Origin of the sequence: Burkholderia sp. SIMBA_051 (assembly GCF_046534915.1) — a bacterium.
In the GTDB taxonomy this organism is placed as follows: Bacteria; Pseudomonadota; Gammaproteobacteria; order Burkholderiales; family Burkholderiaceae; genus Burkholderia; species Burkholderia ambifaria.
The window spans coordinates 202,952-220,146 of sequence record NZ_JAWRXS010000013.1; the positions used below are offsets into that span (position 1 = coordinate 202,952).

General features: G+C 68.2%; 16 protein-coding genes. 7 read left to right on the forward strand and 9 right to left on the reverse strand.

All coding sequences use genetic code 11. The features are described 5' to 3' along the window. Nucleotides 1–4: 4 nt before the first annotated feature. The 4 genes from xylB to SB771_RS28185 all read left to right on the forward strand — a co-directional run bounded on the left by xylB (nucleotide 5) and on the right by SB771_RS28185 (nucleotide 5,439). Nucleotides 5–1,483 carry a xylulokinase gene (gene xylB / locus SB771_RS28170; RefSeq protein ID WP_175661593.1) on the forward strand — a complete coding sequence of 493 codons (1,479 nt, stop codon included), beginning with the start codon at nucleotides 5–7 and terminating at the stop codon, nucleotides 1,481–1,483. A 100-nt stretch (nucleotides 1,484–1,583) separates the two neighbouring features. Further along, nucleotides 1,584–2,612, forward strand: coding sequence for a D-xylose ABC transporter substrate-binding protein (gene xylF / locus SB771_RS28175; RefSeq protein ID WP_175661592.1), 1,029 nt, complete (start codon nucleotides 1,584–1,586; stop codon nucleotides 2,610–2,612). Between the two features lie 71 nt (nucleotides 2,613–2,683). Then, a complete protein-coding gene (xylG, locus tag SB771_RS28180; RefSeq protein WP_175661591.1) occupies nucleotides 2,684–4,243 on the forward strand; it encodes a D-xylose ABC transporter ATP-binding protein in 1,560 nt (519 codons plus the stop codon). Continuing rightward, nucleotides 4,240–5,439, forward strand: coding sequence for a sugar ABC transporter permease (locus tag SB771_RS28185; protein WP_175661590.1), 1,200 nt, complete (start codon nucleotides 4,240–4,242; stop codon nucleotides 5,437–5,439). The genes xylG and SB771_RS28185 overlap by 4 nt, the downstream gene beginning before the upstream one ends. A gap of 18 nt (nucleotides 5,440–5,457) precedes the next feature. Here the strand turns inward: SB771_RS28185 and SB771_RS28190 are convergent, their stop codons facing one another. Beyond that, on the reverse strand, nucleotides 5,458–6,360 hold the full coding sequence (locus tag SB771_RS28190) for a LysR family transcriptional regulator (protein ID WP_175661589.1): 903 nt from the start codon (nucleotides 6,358–6,360) through the stop codon (nucleotides 5,458–5,460). Between the two features lie 99 nt (nucleotides 6,361–6,459). Between SB771_RS28190 and SB771_RS28195 the strand changes: the two genes are divergently transcribed. Then, a complete protein-coding gene (locus SB771_RS28195) occupies nucleotides 6,460–7,335 on the forward strand; it encodes an aldo/keto reductase family oxidoreductase (protein ID WP_279607328.1) in 876 nt (291 codons plus the stop codon). A gap of 61 nt (nucleotides 7,336–7,396) precedes the next feature. On the opposite strand, the gene SB771_RS28200 is transcribed toward SB771_RS28195, so the two are convergent. Together SB771_RS28200 and SB771_RS28205 are read right to left on the reverse strand one after the other, a co-directional pair. Then, nucleotides 7,397–7,795, reverse strand: a complete 399-nt coding sequence (locus SB771_RS28200; RefSeq protein WP_175661588.1) for a cupin domain-containing protein — start codon at nucleotides 7,793–7,795, stop codon at nucleotides 7,397–7,399. Nucleotides 7,796–7,930: 135 nt separating this feature from the next. Then, complete coding sequence (locus tag SB771_RS28205) at nucleotides 7,931–8,794, reverse strand: SDR family oxidoreductase (RefSeq protein WP_175661587.1); 864 nt, start codon at nucleotides 8,792–8,794, stop codon at nucleotides 7,931–7,933. Nucleotides 8,795–8,904: 110 nt separating this feature from the next. Between SB771_RS28205 and SB771_RS28210 the strand changes: the two genes are divergently transcribed. Beyond that, the gene (locus tag SB771_RS28210) at nucleotides 8,905–9,804 is read left to right on the forward strand and encodes a LysR family transcriptional regulator (protein WP_175661586.1); all 900 of its coding nucleotides are present in this window, start codon (nucleotides 8,905–8,907) and stop codon (nucleotides 9,802–9,804) included. 52 nt (nucleotides 9,805–9,856) lie between these two features. Here SB771_RS28210 and SB771_RS28215 read toward each other — a convergent pair whose 3' ends face one another. The 3 genes from SB771_RS28215 to SB771_RS28225 form a co-directional block, all read right to left on the reverse strand. Continuing rightward, nucleotides 9,857–10,030 (reverse strand): hypothetical protein, encoded by a 174-nt coding sequence (locus SB771_RS28215; protein ID WP_011661214.1) that lies wholly within the window; start codon nucleotides 10,028–10,030, stop codon nucleotides 9,857–9,859. Next, nucleotides 10,027–10,995 carry a DUF72 domain-containing protein gene (locus SB771_RS28220; protein WP_175661585.1) on the reverse strand — a complete coding sequence of 323 codons (969 nt, stop codon included), beginning with the start codon at nucleotides 10,993–10,995 and terminating at the stop codon, nucleotides 10,027–10,029. Before SB771_RS28220 ends, SB771_RS28215 begins: the two co-directional genes overlap by 4 nt. Before the next feature lie 163 nt (nucleotides 10,996–11,158). Beyond that, nucleotides 11,159–13,117 carry a phosphatase PAP2 family protein gene (locus SB771_RS28225; RefSeq protein WP_175661584.1) on the reverse strand — a complete coding sequence of 653 codons (1,959 nt, stop codon included), beginning with the start codon at nucleotides 13,115–13,117 and terminating at the stop codon, nucleotides 11,159–11,161. Between the two features lie 39 nt (nucleotides 13,118–13,156). On the opposite strand from SB771_RS28225, the gene SB771_RS28230 reads away from it, so the two are divergent. Further along, nucleotides 13,157–13,294: a hypothetical protein gene (locus SB771_RS28230; RefSeq protein ID WP_175661583.1), complete on the forward strand. Its 138-nt coding sequence runs from the start codon at nucleotides 13,157–13,159 to the stop codon at nucleotides 13,292–13,294. A gap of 60 nt (nucleotides 13,295–13,354) precedes the next feature. On the opposite strand, the gene SB771_RS28235 is transcribed toward SB771_RS28230, so the two are convergent. From SB771_RS28235 to SB771_RS28245, 3 genes are all read right to left on the reverse strand, one after another. Next, on the reverse strand, nucleotides 13,355–14,875 hold the full coding sequence (locus SB771_RS28235) for a GGDEF domain-containing protein (protein WP_175661582.1): 1,521 nt from the start codon (nucleotides 14,873–14,875) through the stop codon (nucleotides 13,355–13,357). 203 nt (nucleotides 14,876–15,078) lie between these two features. Continuing rightward, nucleotides 15,079–16,551 carry an NAD-dependent succinate-semialdehyde dehydrogenase gene (locus tag SB771_RS28240; RefSeq protein WP_175661581.1) on the reverse strand — a complete coding sequence of 491 codons (1,473 nt, stop codon included), beginning with the start codon at nucleotides 16,549–16,551 and terminating at the stop codon, nucleotides 15,079–15,081. Between the two features lie 111 nt (nucleotides 16,552–16,662). Next, nucleotides 16,663–17,154: an Lrp/AsnC family transcriptional regulator gene (locus SB771_RS28245; RefSeq protein ID WP_006749694.1), complete on the reverse strand. Its 492-nt coding sequence runs from the start codon at nucleotides 17,152–17,154 to the stop codon at nucleotides 16,663–16,665. Nucleotides 17,155–17,195 lie beyond the last annotated feature (41 nt).

A 17,195-nucleotide genomic window follows, 5' to 3' on the forward strand; every position in this document is an offset into this window, starting at 1 on the left:
CGCCATGTATATCGGACTCGATCTCGGCACGTCGGGCGTGAAGGCGGTGCTGCTCGACCGCGACGGTGCGGTGCGCGCGAGCGCGAGCCGCCCGCTGACGGTGAGCCGGCCGCGGCCGCGCTGGTCCGAACAGGCGCCGCGCGACTGGTGGGACGCGGCATCCGGCGCGCTCGCCGCGCTCGTCGATGAAGCACGCGCGGCCGGCATCGATCCGCATGACATCGCCGCGCTGGGGCTGACCGGGCAGATGCATGGCGCGACGCTGCTCGACGCGCATGGCGACGTGCTGCGCCCCGCGATTCTCTGGAACGACGGCCGCGCGGATGCGGAGTGCGCGGAACTCGAGCGGCGCGCGCCCGCGCTGCGCACGGTGGCCGGCAACATCGCGATGCCCGGCTTTACCGCGCCGAAGCTGCTGTGGGTGCGCCGTCACGAGCCCGACGTGTTCGCGCGCATCGCGCACGTGCTGCTGCCGAAGGACTATCTGCGCTACCGGCTGACCGGTGCGTTCGCAACCGATCCGTCGGATGCCGCCGGCACGCTGTGGCTCGACGTCGCGAAGCGCGACTACGACGACGCGCTGCTGGCCGCATGCGGGCTGTCGCGCGCGCAGATGCCGACCGTGTTCGAGGGCAACCGCGTGACCGGCACGCTGCTGCCGGCCGTCGCGCGCGCGCTCGGGCTGCGCGAGATCCCGGTGGTGGCCGGCGGCGGCGACAACGCGGCCGGCGCGGTGGGCGTCGGCATCGTGCGGCCTGGCGATGCGCTGCTGTCGCTCGGCACGTCTGGCGTTTATTTCGCGGTGTCGGACGGGTTTCGCGCGAATCCGGAATCAGCGGTGCACAGCTTCTGTCACGCGCTGCCCGATACGTGGCACCTGATGTCGGTGATGCTGAACGCGGCCGGCTGCCTCGACTTCAGCGCGCAGCTGGCCGGTTATGGCGGCGTCGCGGCGCTGCTCGACGATGCCGAGACGAACGCGCGCACGAGCCGCCCGTGGTTCCTGCCGTACCTGAGCGGCGAGCGGACGCCGCACAACGACGTGAATGCGAAGGGCGTGTTCTACGGGCTCACGCCCGACACGCAGCGTGCGGATCTCGCGAACGCGACGCTCGAAGGCGTCGGCTTCGCGCTGCTCGACGGCATCGACGCGCTGCATGCGGCCGGGCTCGCGCCCGACAGCATCACGGTGATCGGCGGCGGCTCGCGCAGCGCGTACTGGACGCAGATGCTCGCCGACCTGAGCGGCCGCGCGCTGACGCTGCGCGCGGGCGGCGAAGTGGGGCCGGCGCTGGGCGCCGCGCGCCTTGCGCGTCTCGCGCTCGAACCGGATGCGTCGCTCGACGACGTGTGCCCGCAGCCGCCAATCGTCGCGGTGCGCGAGCCCGACCTCGCGCGGCATGCGTGGTATCGCGACGTGCGGCGTCCGACGTTTCGCGCGCTTTACCGCGCGCTCGAACCGGTGTTTGCAACGGGCGCATGACGTGCTGAATGCCTGCGCGTTGCAGTGACTCGATGCGGGCGGCGCATTCCGGCGGCCGCCCGGCGTTCGTGAGGTTGTCCAATAACAAGGAGTTGGAGACATGAAATCCGTGACGCGTCGTACCGTATTGAGCTCGCTTGCCGGCGCCGCCGCACTGGCGATCCTCGCGCTGGGCGCACCGCCCGCGCAGGCGAGCAAGGACAAGCCCGAGATCGGCTTCTGCATCGACGACCTGCGCGTCGAGCGCTGGTCGCGCGATCGCGATTATTTCGTCGCGGCCGCGACGAAGCTCGGCGCGAAGGTGTCGGTGCAGTCGGCCGACGCAAGCGAGGCGCGGCAGATTTCCCAGATCGAGAACCTGATCTCGCGCGGCGTCGACGTGATCGTGATCGTGCCGTTCAATTCGAAGACGCTCGGCAACGTCGTCGCCGAAGCGCGGAAGGCCGGCATCAAGGTCGTGTCGTACGACCGTCTGATCCTCGATGCGGATGTGGACGCGTACATCTCGTTCGACAACGAGAAGGTCGGCGAACTGCAGGCGCAGGGCGTGTTCGACGCGAAGCCGAAGGGCAACTACTTCCTGCTCGGCGGCGCGCCGACCGACAACAACGCGAAGATGCTGCGCGCAGGACAACTGAAGGTGCTGAAGCCGGCGATCGACCGCGGCGACATCAAGCTCGTCGGCCAGCAATGGGTGCCCGAGTGGAGCGCGTCGACCGCGCTGCGGATCGTCGAGGACGCGCTGACCGCGAACAACAACAAGATCGACGCGATCGTCGCGTCGAACGACGGCACCGCGGGCGGCGCGATCCAGGCGCTCGCCGCGCAGCATCTGGCCGGCAAGGTGCCGGTGTCCGGGCAGGATGCGGATCTCGCGGCGGTCAAGCGCGTGATCGCCGGCACGCAGACGATGACGGTCTACAAGCCGCTGAAGCTGATCGCGAGCGAAGCCGCGAAGCTCGCGGTCGATCTGGCGAAGGGCGCGAAGCCCGCGTTCAACGCGCAATACGACAACGGCAAGAAGAAGGTCGACACGGTGCTGCTGCAGCCGACGCTGCTGACGAAGCGCAACGTCGACGTCGTCGTGAAGGACGGCTTCTACACCCAGGCCCAGCTGGCGAGCCAGTAACGGCACGACGGCGGCGATGCACGCGGCCGGCCAGACGGGCGGCCGCGTGCTCACTGCGAGGCGATGAACGTATGACCGAACCCTTGCTGACGATGCGCGGCATCGTCAAGGCATTCGACGGCGTGAAGGCGCTCGACGGAATCGACCTGACCGTGCGTCCGGGCGAGTGCGTCGGCCTGTGCGGCGAGAACGGCGCCGGCAAGTCGACGCTGATGAAGGTGCTGTCGGGCGTCTACCCGCACGGCACGTGGGACGGCGAGATCCGCTGGGAAGGCGCGCCGCTTGTCGCATCCGGCGTGCGCGACACCGAGCGCGCGGGCATCGTGATCATTCATCAGGAGCTGATGCTCGTGCCCGAGCTGTCGGTTGCCGAGAACATCTTTCTCGGCAACGAGATCACGCTGCCCGGCGGGCGCATGCACTATGCGGAGATGGTGCGGCGTTCGGAAGCGCTGCTGCGCGAGCTGCGGATCGACGCGATCAACGTCGCGCAGCCGGTGATGAACTACGGCGGCGGCCACCAGCAGCTGATCGAAATCGCGAAGGCGCTGAACAAGCGCGCGAAGCTGCTGATTCTCGACGAGCCGTCGTCGTCGCTGAGCGCCGCCGAGACGCGCATCCTGCTCGACATCGTGCGCGACCTGAAGCGTCGCGGTGTCGCGTGCGTGTACATCTCGCACAAGCTCGACGAAGTCGACGCGGTATGCGACACCGTGACCGTGATCCGCGACGGCCGCCATGTCGCGACCGAGCCGATGAGTACGCTGACGACCGACCGGATCATCGCGATGATGGTCGGCCGCGAGATCCGCAACCTGTATCCGCGCGAGCCGCACGAGATCGGCGACGTCGTGCTGGAAGCACGCAACGTGACCTGTCACGACGTCGCGAACCCGCGCCGCAAGCGCGTCGACGACGTATCGTTCAGCGTGCGGCGCGGCGAGATCCTTGGCGTCGCCGGGCTCGTCGGCGCGGGCCGCACCGAGTTGATGCAGGCGATCTTCGGCGCGTATCCGGGCGCGAGCACGGCGAGCGTGCGGATGAACGGCCGGCCGCTCGCGATCCGCGCGCCGGCCGACGCGATCCGCGCGGGCATCGCGATGGTGCCGGAGGACCGCAAGCGCCACGGGATCGTGCCGCAGCTTGGCGTGGGCCACAACATCACGCTGTCGGTGCTGCGCCGTTTCGCGACGCGCGGACGGATCGACGCAGCCGCCGAGCTCGATGCGATCCGCACGGAGATGCAGCGGCTGTCGGTGCGCGCCGCGCATCCGTTCCTGCCGATCGCGAGCCTGTCCGGCGGCAACCAGCAGAAGGCGGTGCTCGCCAGGATGCTGCTGGCCGACCCGCAGGTGCTGATCCTCGACGAACCGACCCGCGGCGTCGACGTCGGCGCGAAGGCGGAGATCTATCGGCTGATCTTTGCGCTCGCGAAACGCGGCGTCGCGCTGATCGTCGTGTCGTCGGAGTTGCCGGAAGTGCTCGGGCTGGCCGATCGCGTGCTCGTGATCGGCGAAGGCGAGCTGCGCGGCGATTTCGTGAACGACGGCCTCACGCAGGAACAGATCCTCGGCGCCGCACTGACACCAGCGCGGCGTCCGGCCGAACCCATTGCAGCGAGTAACCCATGAATACCGAACTGTCTTCCTCTTCCGCCGTGCCGCCGGACGCCGACACGCGCCGCACGCACGGCCATCCGTTGCGCCAGATATTCGTGCGCTACAAGGTGCTCGCGCTGCTGTTCGCGGTCGCGGCGATCTGGGTGTTCTTTTCGGTGCTGACCGATGGGGCGTTCGTCACGCCGCGCAACGTGTCGAACCTGCTGCGGCAGATGTCGATCACCGGAATGCTCGCGTGCGGGATGGTGTTCGTGATCATCGCGGGCGAGATCGACCTGTCGGTCGGTTCGCTGCTCGGGCTGCTCGGCGGCGTCGCGGCGATCCTCGACGTCAATCGTCACTGGCCCGTCGCGGTGACGGTGCCGGCGGTGCTCGCGCTCGGCGTGCTGGTCGGGTTGTTCAACGGCTGGTGGTCGACCTACCGTCGCGTGCCGTCGTTCATCGTCGGGCTCGGCGGGATGCTCGCATTTCGCGGGATCCTGCTCGGCGTGACGGGCGGCTCGACGATCGCGCCGGTGTCCGACGGCTTCGTGTTCATCGGCCAGGGCTACCTGCCGCGCGTGGCGGGCGACGGCCTCGCGCTGCTGCTGTTCGCGCTCGTCGCGCTGCTGGTCGTCCGGCAGCGCGGCACGCGGCGCCGTTACCGGCTCGCGGTCGCGCCGGTGTGGCAGGACGCCGCGAAGATCGTCGGCGCCGGGGCCGTGCTGTTCGCGTTCGTCGCGATGCTCGACCGCTACGGCGGCATCCCCGTGCCCGTGCTGCTGCTGCTTGCGCTGCTCGGCGCGTTCTCGTGGATCGCGACGCAGACCGTGTTCGGCCGACGCATCTATGCGGTGGGTTCGAACCTGGAGGCGACGCGGCTGTCGGGCGTCGATACGGATCGCGTGAAGCTGGCGATCTTCGCGCTGATGGGGCTGATGTGCGCGTTCGCGGGGATCGTCAACACCGCGCGGCTCGCGGCCGGCTCGCCGTCGGCCGGCACGATGGGCGAACTCGACGCGATCGCCGCGTGCTTCATCGGCGGCACGTCGATGCGCGGCGGGTCGGGCACCGTCTATGGCGCGCTGATCGGTGCGCTCGTGATGGCGAGCCTCGACAACGGGATGTCGATGCTCGACGTCGACGCGTACTGGCAGATGATCGTCAAGGGCGCGGTGCTGGTGCTGGCGGTGTGGATCGACGTGGTGTCGCGTTCGAACCGGCGGTGAGGTGCGGTTCTATCCCTTCTATCCCGCGTCGGCTTTGATGAAGTCGACGAACGCGCGCAGCGGAGCCGGTACGAAGCGCCGCCCCGGGTAGTACAGGTACGGGCCTGAGAATGGCCGCCACCAGCCGTCGAGCACGGGCTCGAGCGCGCCGCTCGCGAAGTACGGGCGCAGCCAGTCTTCGTACAGATGCACGATGCCGAGCCCCGCACAGGCCGCGTCCACGACGAGATCGACGGCGCCGCCGATCTGCACGACGAGCGGGCCCGACGGCTCCACGCGCACCACTTCGCCGTCGCGCTCGTATTCCCACGCCGGCATCGCGCCGCTCGCGAAGCGGCCGCGCAGGCATGCGTGATCGAGCAGGTCGCGCGGATGGGCGGGGCGGCCGCGCCGGTCGAGATAGGCGGGCGCCGCGGCGGTCGCGAGGCGTTGCGAACGTGGGCCGATCGGCACGGCGATCATGTCCTGTTCGAGGCGCTCGTCGTAGCGAATGCCGGCGTCGCAGCCGGCCGCGAGGATATCGACGAAGCTTTCGTCGGCCACGACCTCGAGCCGGATCTCCGGATACGCATCGAGAAAGCGCGGGACGATCGACGGCAGCACGAGCCGCGCCGCGCTCATCGGAACGTTGAGTTTCAGCGTGCCGACCGGCTTCTCGCGGAACGTGTTCACCACGTCGAGCGCCGCCTCCACCTCGCTCAGCGCCGGCGTGAGCCGCGCGAACAGACGCGCGCCGGCTTCGGTCGGCGACACGCTGCGCGTCGTGCGGTGCAGCAGCCGCACACCCAGTTGCGCCTCCAGCCGGCGCACCGCTTCGCTGAGCCCCGATGCACTGGCGTTGGCCACGCGCGCAGCCTCGCGGAAGCCCTTCGCGCGCGCCACCGCCACGAACGCGTTCAGATCGCCGAGATCGACTTGCATTGTTCGCCTTTTCGTACAGGTTGTGCGCATTATGACCGCTTATCGTGCAGCGCCCCGCGGCGTAACCTGCGATTCACCCGTTCATACAGGAGCACGATCATGTCCCCCGTCATTCAATCCGGCACGTTTTCCCTGGCGGGCCGCCGCGTTCACCGCCTCGGTTATGGCGCAATGCAATTGGCCGGGCCGGGCGTGTTCGGGCCGCCGAAGGATCGCGACGCGGCGCTCGCCGTGTTGCGCGAAGCCGTCGAAGCGGGCGTCGATCACATCGACACCAGCGACTTCTACGGTCCGCATGTGACCAACCAGCTGATTCGCGAAGCATTGCATCCGTATCGCGACGATCTGCTGATCGTGACCAAGATCGGCGCGACGCGCGGCGACGACGGTTCATGGCTGCCGGCGTTCTCCGCCGACGCGCTGGCGGCCGCCGTGCACGACAACCTGCGCAACCTGGGTCTCGACGTGCTCGACGTCGTCAATCTGCGGATCATGTTCGACGTGCACGGGCCGGCCGAAGGCTCGATCGAGGCGCCGCTGTCTGCGCTCGCCGAACTGCAGCGGCAGGGCCTCGTGCGACACATCGGCCTGAGCAACGTCACGGCCGCGCAGATCGCCGAAGGCCGGCGGATCTGCGACATCGCATGCGTGCAGAATCATTACAACCTCGCGCATCGCGACGACGATGAGCTGATCGATGCGCTGGGTCGCGACGGCATTGCCTACGTACCGTACTTTCCGCTCGGCGGCTTCAATCCGTTGCAGTCGTCGACGCTCGACGCGGTGGCCGCGCGGCTCGGCGCGACGCGGATGCAGACCGCGCTCGCATGGCTGCTGCGCCGCGCGCCGAACATCCTGCTGATTCCGGGAACGTCGTCGGTCGCGCATCTGCGCGAGAATCTCGCTGCCGGCGCGCTGGTGTTGCCGGACGACGCGGTGCGCGAACTCGACGGGGTCGGGGCCGCTCGCGGTTGACGCGGGCGTGGGCGTCGTACATCGCATCGTCCGGCCGCTGCGTCCGCGCCGGCCGCTGAATTCAGCGAACCTGACCCAGTTGCTCGTCGATCGTGCGCGTCAACGGTGACTCGACATCGCCGGTGTGCTTCGTCTGCACGGGCTCGATCAGCACGATCCAGCATTCGTCGTCGGCGACCGGGTTATGCTGCGTGCCGCGCGGCACCACGTGCATCGAGCCGGCGGGCAAGTCGACGACGCGGCCGCCTTCATACTCGATCCTCAGATGCCCGCGCACGACGAAGAACAGCTCGTCTTCATGCGCATGGTCGTGCCACACGAGCTGACCGCGAACCTTCGCGACCTTCACGTACTGATCGTTGACCTGCGCGACGACCTTGGGCGACCAGTATTCGGATACATCGGCGAAGGCAGCCTCGAGGTCGAACGATTCGGCGAACGCAGCGGCGGGAAGGGTCATCTCGTCTCCAGATCCAGTGGTGGTAGGCAGGATCGAAACCGGCACGTTGCCGATTCATCGATATGTGGGGCCCAGCCGATTATATTGACGCCGCCGTTACGCCGCACGACGGCGTCGCACCGCGCCGCGCCGCGCTCAGCGGATGAGCGCGGCCGCGAAGTCGCGGTACGCATGCAGCGGGCGGCCGAGGATCGCGGTCAAGCGCTCGACATCGCCGGCCTGAGGCACCATCCCGTCGCTGACGTAGCGTTCGGCCATCAGGCGCATCTCGTAGGCCATCCATTTCGGCATGAAAGTCGCGAAATTGCTTTCGAACGCCGTGGGATCGTCGCCGCCGTAGGCCACCGGACGGCCAAGCAGCGCCGACCAGATCGACGCCAGCTCCGGGCCCGTCAGCGTGTCGGGCCCGACCAGGTTGATGGTCTCGACCGGCAGCTTGCCGGGCGCGTCGTTGCGGCGGATCAGCTCGATCGCCGCGACTTCCGCGATGTCGCGCACGTCGACCATCGCGACGCCCTTGCTGCCGATCGGAATCGGGTAGACACCGTGATCGACGATTGTGTCCTTGATCATTAGTTCGTTGTCCATGAAATACGCGGGCCGCAGGATCGTCGCGCTGAACCCCATCTGCACGATCATCCGCTCGGCGCCGGATTTCACCGCGAAATGCGGCACGTTGACGAAGCGGTCGGCATCGAAGACCGACAGATAGACGACGCGCTCGATACCCGACTCACGCGCAAGATTCAGCGCGATCAGCGCCTGCGTGAATTCGTCGCCCGCCACGCCGTTGAGCAGGAACAGCGTGCGCACGCCGGAGAATGCGGTGCGCAGCGAGTCGATGTCGAGCATGTCGCCCTGAACGACATTCACCGCCGCCGGAAAATCGGCTTTGGACGGCTCGCGCACCAGCACGCGCACGTCGGCGCTGCGCTTGACGAGTTGATGGACGACCTGGCGGCCGACACGGCCGGTGGCGCCGGTAACGAGAAGGGTCATGATGTTCGCTCCTGAGAGTAAGGGTGGGGTGACTGCCCACGTAAGTTAGGTGATCCACACATGATCCGGAAGATGTGTTAAATAGACTCGGTGTCTCACAGGTGGAACACATGGACCTGCTCGCCCTCGCCGATTTCAATCTCGTCGCCCGTCATGGCAGCTTTGGGGAAGCCGCACGCGCGGCCGGGCGCCCGAAGGCCACGCTGTCGCGCCGCGTCACGGAACTGGAGAACAGTCTCGCGTTGCGCCTGTTCGAGCGCGGCTCGCGCGGCGTGACGCTCACGCAGGAAGGGCGCGCACTTTACGAGCGCACGGGTGCGCTGCTCGCCGAGCTGGCCGACAGCGCATCGGCGATCGCATCGCGCGGCGAGCGGCCGCACGGCCGGCTGCGCATCAGCGCGCCGATGCTCTTTTCGCACTTCGCGATGGGCAAGCTGGTGGCGACGTTTGCGTTGAAATATCCGGACGTGCGGGTGGAAGTCACGACCGAAGACCGCCCCGTCGACATGATCGACGAAGGGTATGACCTCGTGATTCGCGTGAACCCCGACCCGGACGAGAGCCTGATCGGACGCGTGTTCCTGCGCGACCGGCTGGTCGTCGTGGCGACGCCGGCGCTGGCACGGCCGAGCGGCGATGCGGCCGCACCGGCCGTCGTTCGCGGCACCGACGACAGGCGCGCCGCATGGGACGTCACGGGCCCGGCCGCGACGTCACGTATCGCGATCGAGCCGGTGGCCCGGCTGTCGTCGCTGATCATGGTGCGCGATACGGTCCGGCTCGGGCTGGGCGCCGCTTGCCTGCCGGTGTCGCTGGTGAGCCGCGATCTCGCCGCCGGCACCCTCGTCAGTTGGGGCGACGTGCCGGGGCCGGACATCGCACTGTGGGCGCTGTATCCTTCCAGGCGATTGTTGAGCGCGCGCGTGTCCGCGTTTCTCGATCACCTCAAGAGCGCGTTTCCGTCGGGCACCCCGCAAGAACTGGCTGCCTATATCGACGCGCAACCGTGACACCGCGCCGCGCGCGGTGCGGGGTTCGCGATACCGCGGCGGCGCGCGTGCGCTACGTCCGGTCGCGGGTACGTGCGCGTACCGCGCCCGTAATCACCGCGATGCCGAACAGGATGACGGCGACGATCTCGATGATGTGCTGCGACACGTGCAGCGTCATCAATCCCCATGCCACGCCGCCGATGAAAATGATCCATCCGACCAGGTAGATAAGCAGAGTCATCATTTTTCTCCTTGCGGTTCGGGTTCTCGCTCGGATTGCCGTCGCGCGGCGGCCGCTTTCTCCGGCAGCGGTTCGTGCGGATGCAGGCCGAGGCGTTCCATCAAGCGCCCAGCGTCGAACGGTGCTTTCGTTTTCACGTCGTTGTCGAAATAGCAGTACACGTCGCGCCGCTGCGCGCGCGGCGGCGCCAGGTCCGGCGCTGCAAGGTGCGCATCGGCGGGCTGCGCGCCGCCGCGCCACGACGTGATCCTGCGCGCCCACCGATCGAGCGACGCATCGGAATACTCGCCGGAGTACTTCGTTTCCGTGCCGTGCAGCCGCATGTAGACGAAGCGCGCGGTCAGATCCTCGAACTGCGGCCACGCCTCGGTTGAGTCCGACACGACGAGCGCGGCCTTGTGGCGGCGCAGCAGCTTCACGAACGCCGGATCCACGAAGCTCGCGTGACGCACTTCGACAGCGTGACGCAATTTGCGCTTGCGGTCGATCTCGAGATACGGAGTCCTGACCCTGCGGTCGTGCTGTTGCGCGAGGGCGAGCGCGGCTTCGGTGTCGGGCGGCAGCAGGCTCAGGAAATGTTCCATATGCTCGGGGTCGAAACGCAGCGATGGCGGAAATTGCCATAGGATCGGCCCGAGCTTGTCATTCAGCGCAAGGAGCCCCTGCGCGAAGAAATTCGCGCAGGCGGTCGTCGCCGTTTCGTCGCGAAAGCGCAGCATGTGGGTCAGATAGCGCGAGCCTTTCACGCTGAACGTAAAACCGGGCGGGGTTTCGTCGTACCAGCGCCGCCAACTGGAGAGCGATTGCAGGCTGTAGTGCGTGCCGTTGATCTCGATCGTCTGCATCCGGCCGGACGCGTATTGCAGCTCGGCGGCCTGCTTCAGGCCTTTCGGATAGAAGGTGCCGCGCCATCCGTCGTAGCGCCAGCCTGAGATGCCGATGTGTATCTCGCCGGTTGTGCCTTTCACGTCGATGCCCGGAAGTCCGTGGATATCCGTCGCAAGTAGCAATGCGCGTGCCACGCCTGGGCATGCGCGCGCTCCGTCGCTGGCCGAGCCACGCGGCGAACGCCGCTTTCAAGTCACCCCCAAAGAGCAAGATGAAAGCGACGTCGTACGCGCCGCGCAACGATCACGACGCGGACAACCTCACCGACACGCCCGTCGCCGTATAAACCGGCGTCGCCTTGAACCCATCGACCGTGACCGTCGAGAACTTCGCCGCGCCCGCCGCGCCGTCGATCAGCGCGATCGTATCGCCGGCCTTCGGCGCATAGCCGTTCACGAACTTCACGTGCAGCGTGCCGCCCGCAACGGTCAATTGCCCGCCCACGCGCAGCCGCCCGCCGCCGTTGCCGTCGATGTCGAGCTCCAGCGTCGCGTTGTCGAGCTGCGTATAGCGCGTCGCGATCGTGACGGGCACGCTCGCCGCGATCCGGACGTTGCCACCGGCGCCGACGTACACGTCGCCGTTGCCGAACGCCGACGCGGAGGCCGCGGCGAGCGTGCCGCCATTGACCTGCGTGCCGCCCGCATAGCGGTTGTTGCCCGCCAGCGTCAGCGTGCCGGTGCCTTGCAGCGTCAGCTTGCCGCCGCCCGCGATGTCGTTGCGCCACTGGTCGGCCGCGTTGAGTCCGCCCTGCGACGCGTCCATCGACACGATCACGTTGCCGTTGAACGCGCCATAGCCGTCGGCCGCGGCGAACAGGTTCAGGCGGCCCCAGCCTTCCGCATCGTCCATCACTGGGTAGCCGGACTGCAGCTCGGTCGTTTTCAGCACGACGCGCCGCTGGTCGGCGCTCAGGTACGGGAAGCGCGTCTGCAGCAGAATCTCCGCGCCCTTCGGCACGACGGGCGGCGCGTCGGTCGACTCGATCGCGCCGAAGCCGTACGTCAGGCGGCGCGCGAAGGCCGCCTTGTTCGCCGTGTAATCGGCGAACCGGTCGTTGGCCGGCGTGCCCGAGTGCGCGAACGCGGCGAACGTCGTGCCGGTCGTCCCCGTGAGCTGCTGAAGCGCCTGGTGGGCCTGGTTGTACGCGGCCTGCGCATCGCTCGCATACGCGCTCAGGTTCGCCGCGCTGACCGCCAGCGCGAGCATGCGGCCGCCGATCACGTCGAGCGGCGAGTGCATGCCGGCGAGAATCCGGTTCTCGCCCAGTTCGAGGCCGCGGCTCACCATCTCCTGGAATCGCTCCGGCACGAGCCACGCCATCGTCATCGCATCGCGCATCGCTTCGGCCTGGTGGCCGCTGATGAAACCGCCGTCGGTCGCGGGCGTCGTGCTTTCGGCCGGCACGAGCGTCGGCGCGACGACGACGCTCGAACTCCAGCGATACGGCCGCGCATACTTGTAGAAGCGCTTCGACGGTTCGGTCGACGCGTTGTTGCCCATTTCGTTGAGCAGGTCGACGACCTTGCCGAAGCTGGCGTTCGTGCTGCTGCCGACGCCGACGTTGTTGCCGGCGTCGTTGTACAGCACCGTCGTCGCGTCGGCGGGCACGCTGGTGATGCTGGTGGTCTGCTGCGCGGCCGTGCGCCACGCGCTGGTGATCGGGCCCATGCCGTCGGTCACGCTGTAGCCCTTGCCGCGCCGGTCGTCGAAGTAGGCGGCGTCGGCCTGCTGCTGCGTGCGTGCGGTCGTTGCGTTGACCACATACTGGACATTGGCCGCCAGCACCGTGTCGTTGAGGATCGTGCCGCACGGCGTGCCGCTGCCGGGCAGGCCCGAGCAGGTCGACGCAGAGATCGCCGGAAACGCGCCGTTGGCCGGCGCGCTCACGCCCGCATCGACCAGCATCGTCGACGGCTGCCACAGGTCGAGGAAGCGGCTCACCACGCGTACGGCCGCGTTGGTCGACAGCGTCGCATAGCGCGCGTCGCCACGCTGGTTGGTCGCGATGTTGTCGACGAAGGCCGGCACGCTCGGCACGGGGGCGCTGTCGACGAAGCCGAGGTCCGCCGGCGGCGCCGGAACGGCCGCGATGGTCGGGTTCGTCGACGCGACGTCGTCACCGCCGCCGCAGGCGACCAGAACGAACGCACTCGACAGCGCTGCGACGTGCAGCGGGAAACGGCTCCGTAATACCAACATGCAAGGCTCCATCCTGAGGGTCGAAGATGGCGGATTGTCGTGGGCGATCGTGACGTGGCGGTTAAGGATTTGTTGCGGCGCGCGGTCGACGCGCACGAATTCTCACTATTTGGTGAATTCGTGATGCTGAACATGCCGGACGAAGCGATCCGGTCGTCGGCGCAGCCCGATAGTTGACGGCGACGCGCAAACCGCGCAAGCGTGCGCGGTCGAATCAGCAGACCGGAACCGCGGCGCTCACGCCGGTTGCGCGAGCGATTCCACGTCGGCGACGCACACGCGGTTTCTGCCCTGGCGCTTGGCCGCATAGAGGGCGAGGTCGGCCTGATGCGTGAGCGCATGCATGGACGGCGGCCGCGCGCGATGGCCGGTCGCGCAGCCGATGCTGACCGTGAAGGCCGGTATCGTCGCGTCGAACCCGTCGAGCCGGTTGCGCTCCACGGCGCCGCGAATCGCTTCGGCGACCTGCTGCGCACCGCGCTCGTCCGTGTCGGGCAACACCGCGACGAATTCCTCGCCACCGTAACGTGCGGCGAGATCGCCGCGCCGTCGCGTATGCGCGCGGATGCATTCGGCAAGAAAGCGCAGTGCGGTGTCGCCTTGCGCATGGCCGTAGCGGTCGTTGTACTGCTTGAAGTGATCGGCGTCGATGAACAGCACCGACAGGCTGCCGTCGCTGCCGCGCTGCAGCCGTTCCCATTCGTCGGCGAGCGCGGCATCGAGCGCGCGACGGTTGTGCAGGCCCGTCAGCGGATCGGTGCGCGTGAGGTCCGTGAGCAGCGTCTGCTTGCGCAGGTTGTCGCGCAGCGCGAAGGCGAGCAGCCACACCACCGCGCAGAACAGCGCGCCGATCACGGACGCCGACACGCCTGCCGTCCACGTCAGGCGCGTGATGCCGGCCAGCACGTCGCGCTCGGCCGGCGCGACCACGGCGATCAGCGGCGTGCCGGGTACCCGCTGGTACGTGTACAGCCGCAACGTCCCGTCGATGCTCGAGCGCGCGGCATAGAAGCCCGCTTCGCGGCTCACCATCCGCTCGAACGACTTCGACCGGCGCAGCCGCACCATCTGGTGATCGGTCAACGGCGGATTGCGCGCGAGGATCGTGCCGTCCGCGCGCAGGATCGCGCTGACGCCGTGCGGTCCGACATTCAACCGCGACAGCAGCTGATCGAAGTAGGCGAGATCGACGGCGACCACCGCGATTCCGTTGAACGCATGATCCGGCCGTTCGATGCGCCGCGACAGCGCGATCGATTCGGTGCCGCCGCGCGAACGCGCGCGGTACGCCTCGGACACGTACAGGCCGACGTTGTCCGAATCGCGATGGACCTTGAAGTAGTCGCGATCGCTGAAGTCCCAGTTGTGGGTCGGGCCGCAACAACCGTCGATCAGCCGCCCGTCGCGGTCCGTCACGCCCATGCCGGTCACGTATTGCGCGGCCGTGCGCTCGAACAGCACGTCGTGACGCAAGCCGGCCTTCAGGCGCACGATCGCCGGGTTGCCGAGATCGGCGGCGAGCGACACGAGCGCGTTGTTGGACGTTTCGACGGTGCGCGCGATCTCGCTGACGAGGACAGCCGCGACATTGCGCGACGTCTCGTGCGCATGTTCGACGACTTCGCTGCGTGCGGCCCACAGCGTCACCGCGCTGATGCCGAGCGCCGCGACCGACATCAGCGTGCCCAGCACGCCGACGATCAGGTGGTGGCGGCCGGCCCAGTCGGCAATTTTCTCGATCGAAGGGGATGCAGGCATGGCTCGCGCTCGTACGGGAAGCGGGCTGCGACGGCAGCGGCGCTGGTCAAATCCGGGTTAACGGCAGGTGTGCCCGGAAATCGAGGCCGGCATGCGAGGCGATGACTGCGCGCAGGCGCCGCAAACGTGTGCGAGCGGGGCCTCCCAGTGGCGCGTCGTGCAATGACTGCGTAACCGCCGCGGATAAGCGCGGCGGCGCGGCTTCACTCGAGCCCGCCCTGGCACAGGTACTTGATCGACAGGTAATCGTCGAGGCCGTAGCGCGAGCCTTCGCGGCCGTAGCCCGACTCCTTCACGCCGCCGAACGGCGCGGCCTCGCTGGCGAGCGCGCCTTCGTTGATGCCGACGAGGCCCGTTTCGAGCCGTGCCGACACGCGCGCGATGCGGCGCAGGTCCTGCGTATAGAAATACGCGGCGAGCCCGAACGGCGTGTCGTTCGCGGCGTCGACGGCTTCGTCTTCCGTGTCGAACCTGAACAGCGCGGCGATCGGCCCGAAGGTTTCCTCGCAGGTCAGCTGCATGTCGGCGGTGGCGTCGCCGAGCACCGTCGGCGCGTAATAGTTCGGCCCGAGTTCGGGCAGGCGCTTGCCGCCCGTGAGCACGCGTGCGCCGCGCTCGATCGCGTCGCCGACGTGGCGCGCGATCTTGTCGACCGCGCGCGCGTTGATCATCGGGCCGATCTGCGCGGCCGGGTCGGTCGCCGGCGCGACCTTCAGCGCGGCGACACGGGCGGTGAGTTTGGCGGCGAACGCATCGTAGACGCCGGCCTGCACGTACACGCGGTTCGGCGACACGCAGGTTTGCCCGCCGTTGCGGAACTTGGCGGCCATCAGCCCGTCGACCGCCGCGTCGAGCTCGGCATCGTCGAACACGATGAACGGCGCATTGCCGCCGAGCTCCAGCGACAGCTTCTTCAGCGTCGCCGCCGATTCGCGTGCGAGCAGCTTGCCGACGGGCGTCGATCCGGTGAACGTGATCTTGCGCACGCGGCCGTCGGCGAGCCAGTCGGCCACTGCGTCGATGCCGCGCTCACGCGACGCGGCGATCATGTTCAGCACGCCGGGCGGCACGCCGGCTTCCTGCGCGAGGAAGGCGAGCGCGAGCGCGGTGAGCGGCGTGTCTTCCGCCGGCTTCGCGACGACCGTACAGCCGGCCGCGAGCGCGGGCGCGATCTTGCGCGCGATCATCGCGAGCGGGAAATTCCACGGCGTGATCGCGGCGACGACGCCGATCGGCTCCTTGACCGCACTCAGCCGCTTGCCGCGCTGCTGCTGCGGAATCAGGTCGCCGTAGGTGCGCGTCGCTTCCTCGGCGAACCACTGCACGTACGACGCACCGTAGGCGACTTCGCCGCGCGCCTCGGCGAGCGGCTTGCCCTGTTCGCGCGACATCAGCTTCGCGAGATCGTCGGTATGCGCGACGATCGCCGCGTGCCATGCACGCAGGATCGCGGCGCGGTCGCGAGCGGGCGTCGCGCGCCAAGCGGGCAGCGCGCGTGCTGCCGCGTCGGTCGCGGCGCGCGCGTCGGCGGCGTCGCTGTCGGGGGCGTGGGCAACGGTGTCGAGCGTGGCCGGATCGGTGACGTCGAAGCGACGGCCGTCGCGTGCGTCGCGCCACGCGCCGTCGATCAGGTTGGCGGTGCGAACGAGTTCGGGTCGGGAAAGCGTAAGCGGCATGACAGGTCCTTGGATGAAGCGATTCGGTGACGACGGCTGCGGCGCGGGCGCGCGACTATCCCCGCGCGGACAGCGAACTGCCACGCTCATGGGTGCCGCACGCTGCGGTAGTCAGTGACGTTCGCCGAACAGCGATTCGAGCGGGTAGTGCCGTTTGACGAACGGCGACTTGATGATCACGTAGCTGAAATACTTCTCGATGCCGATGTTCTGCTCGAGCAGCCCTTCGACGATCGTCTGGTAATGGCTCACGCTGCGCGTGATGAACTTCAGCAGATAGTCGTAGCCACCGCTCGCGAGATGGCACTCGACGATCTCGTCGACGTTGCGGATCGCCGCGACGAAGCGGTCGAAGTCCTCGCGGCGGTGGTCGGCCAGCGTGACCTCGGTAAACACGACCTGCACGTCGCCGAGTTTCTCGAGCTGGATGTGCGCGCCGTAGCCGCCGATGTAGCCCGCCTTCTCGAGCCGCTTCACGCGGATCAGGCAGGGACTGGGCGACAGCCCGACCGCATCGGCCAGTTCGACGTTGGTCATGCGGCCGCGCTTCTGCAACTGGGAGAGGATGCGCAGGTCGATGCGATCCAGCTTGCTGTCCGTCATGTTCACGTGAGAGCGGAAAAATGGAATGTCCGGTTACTTTA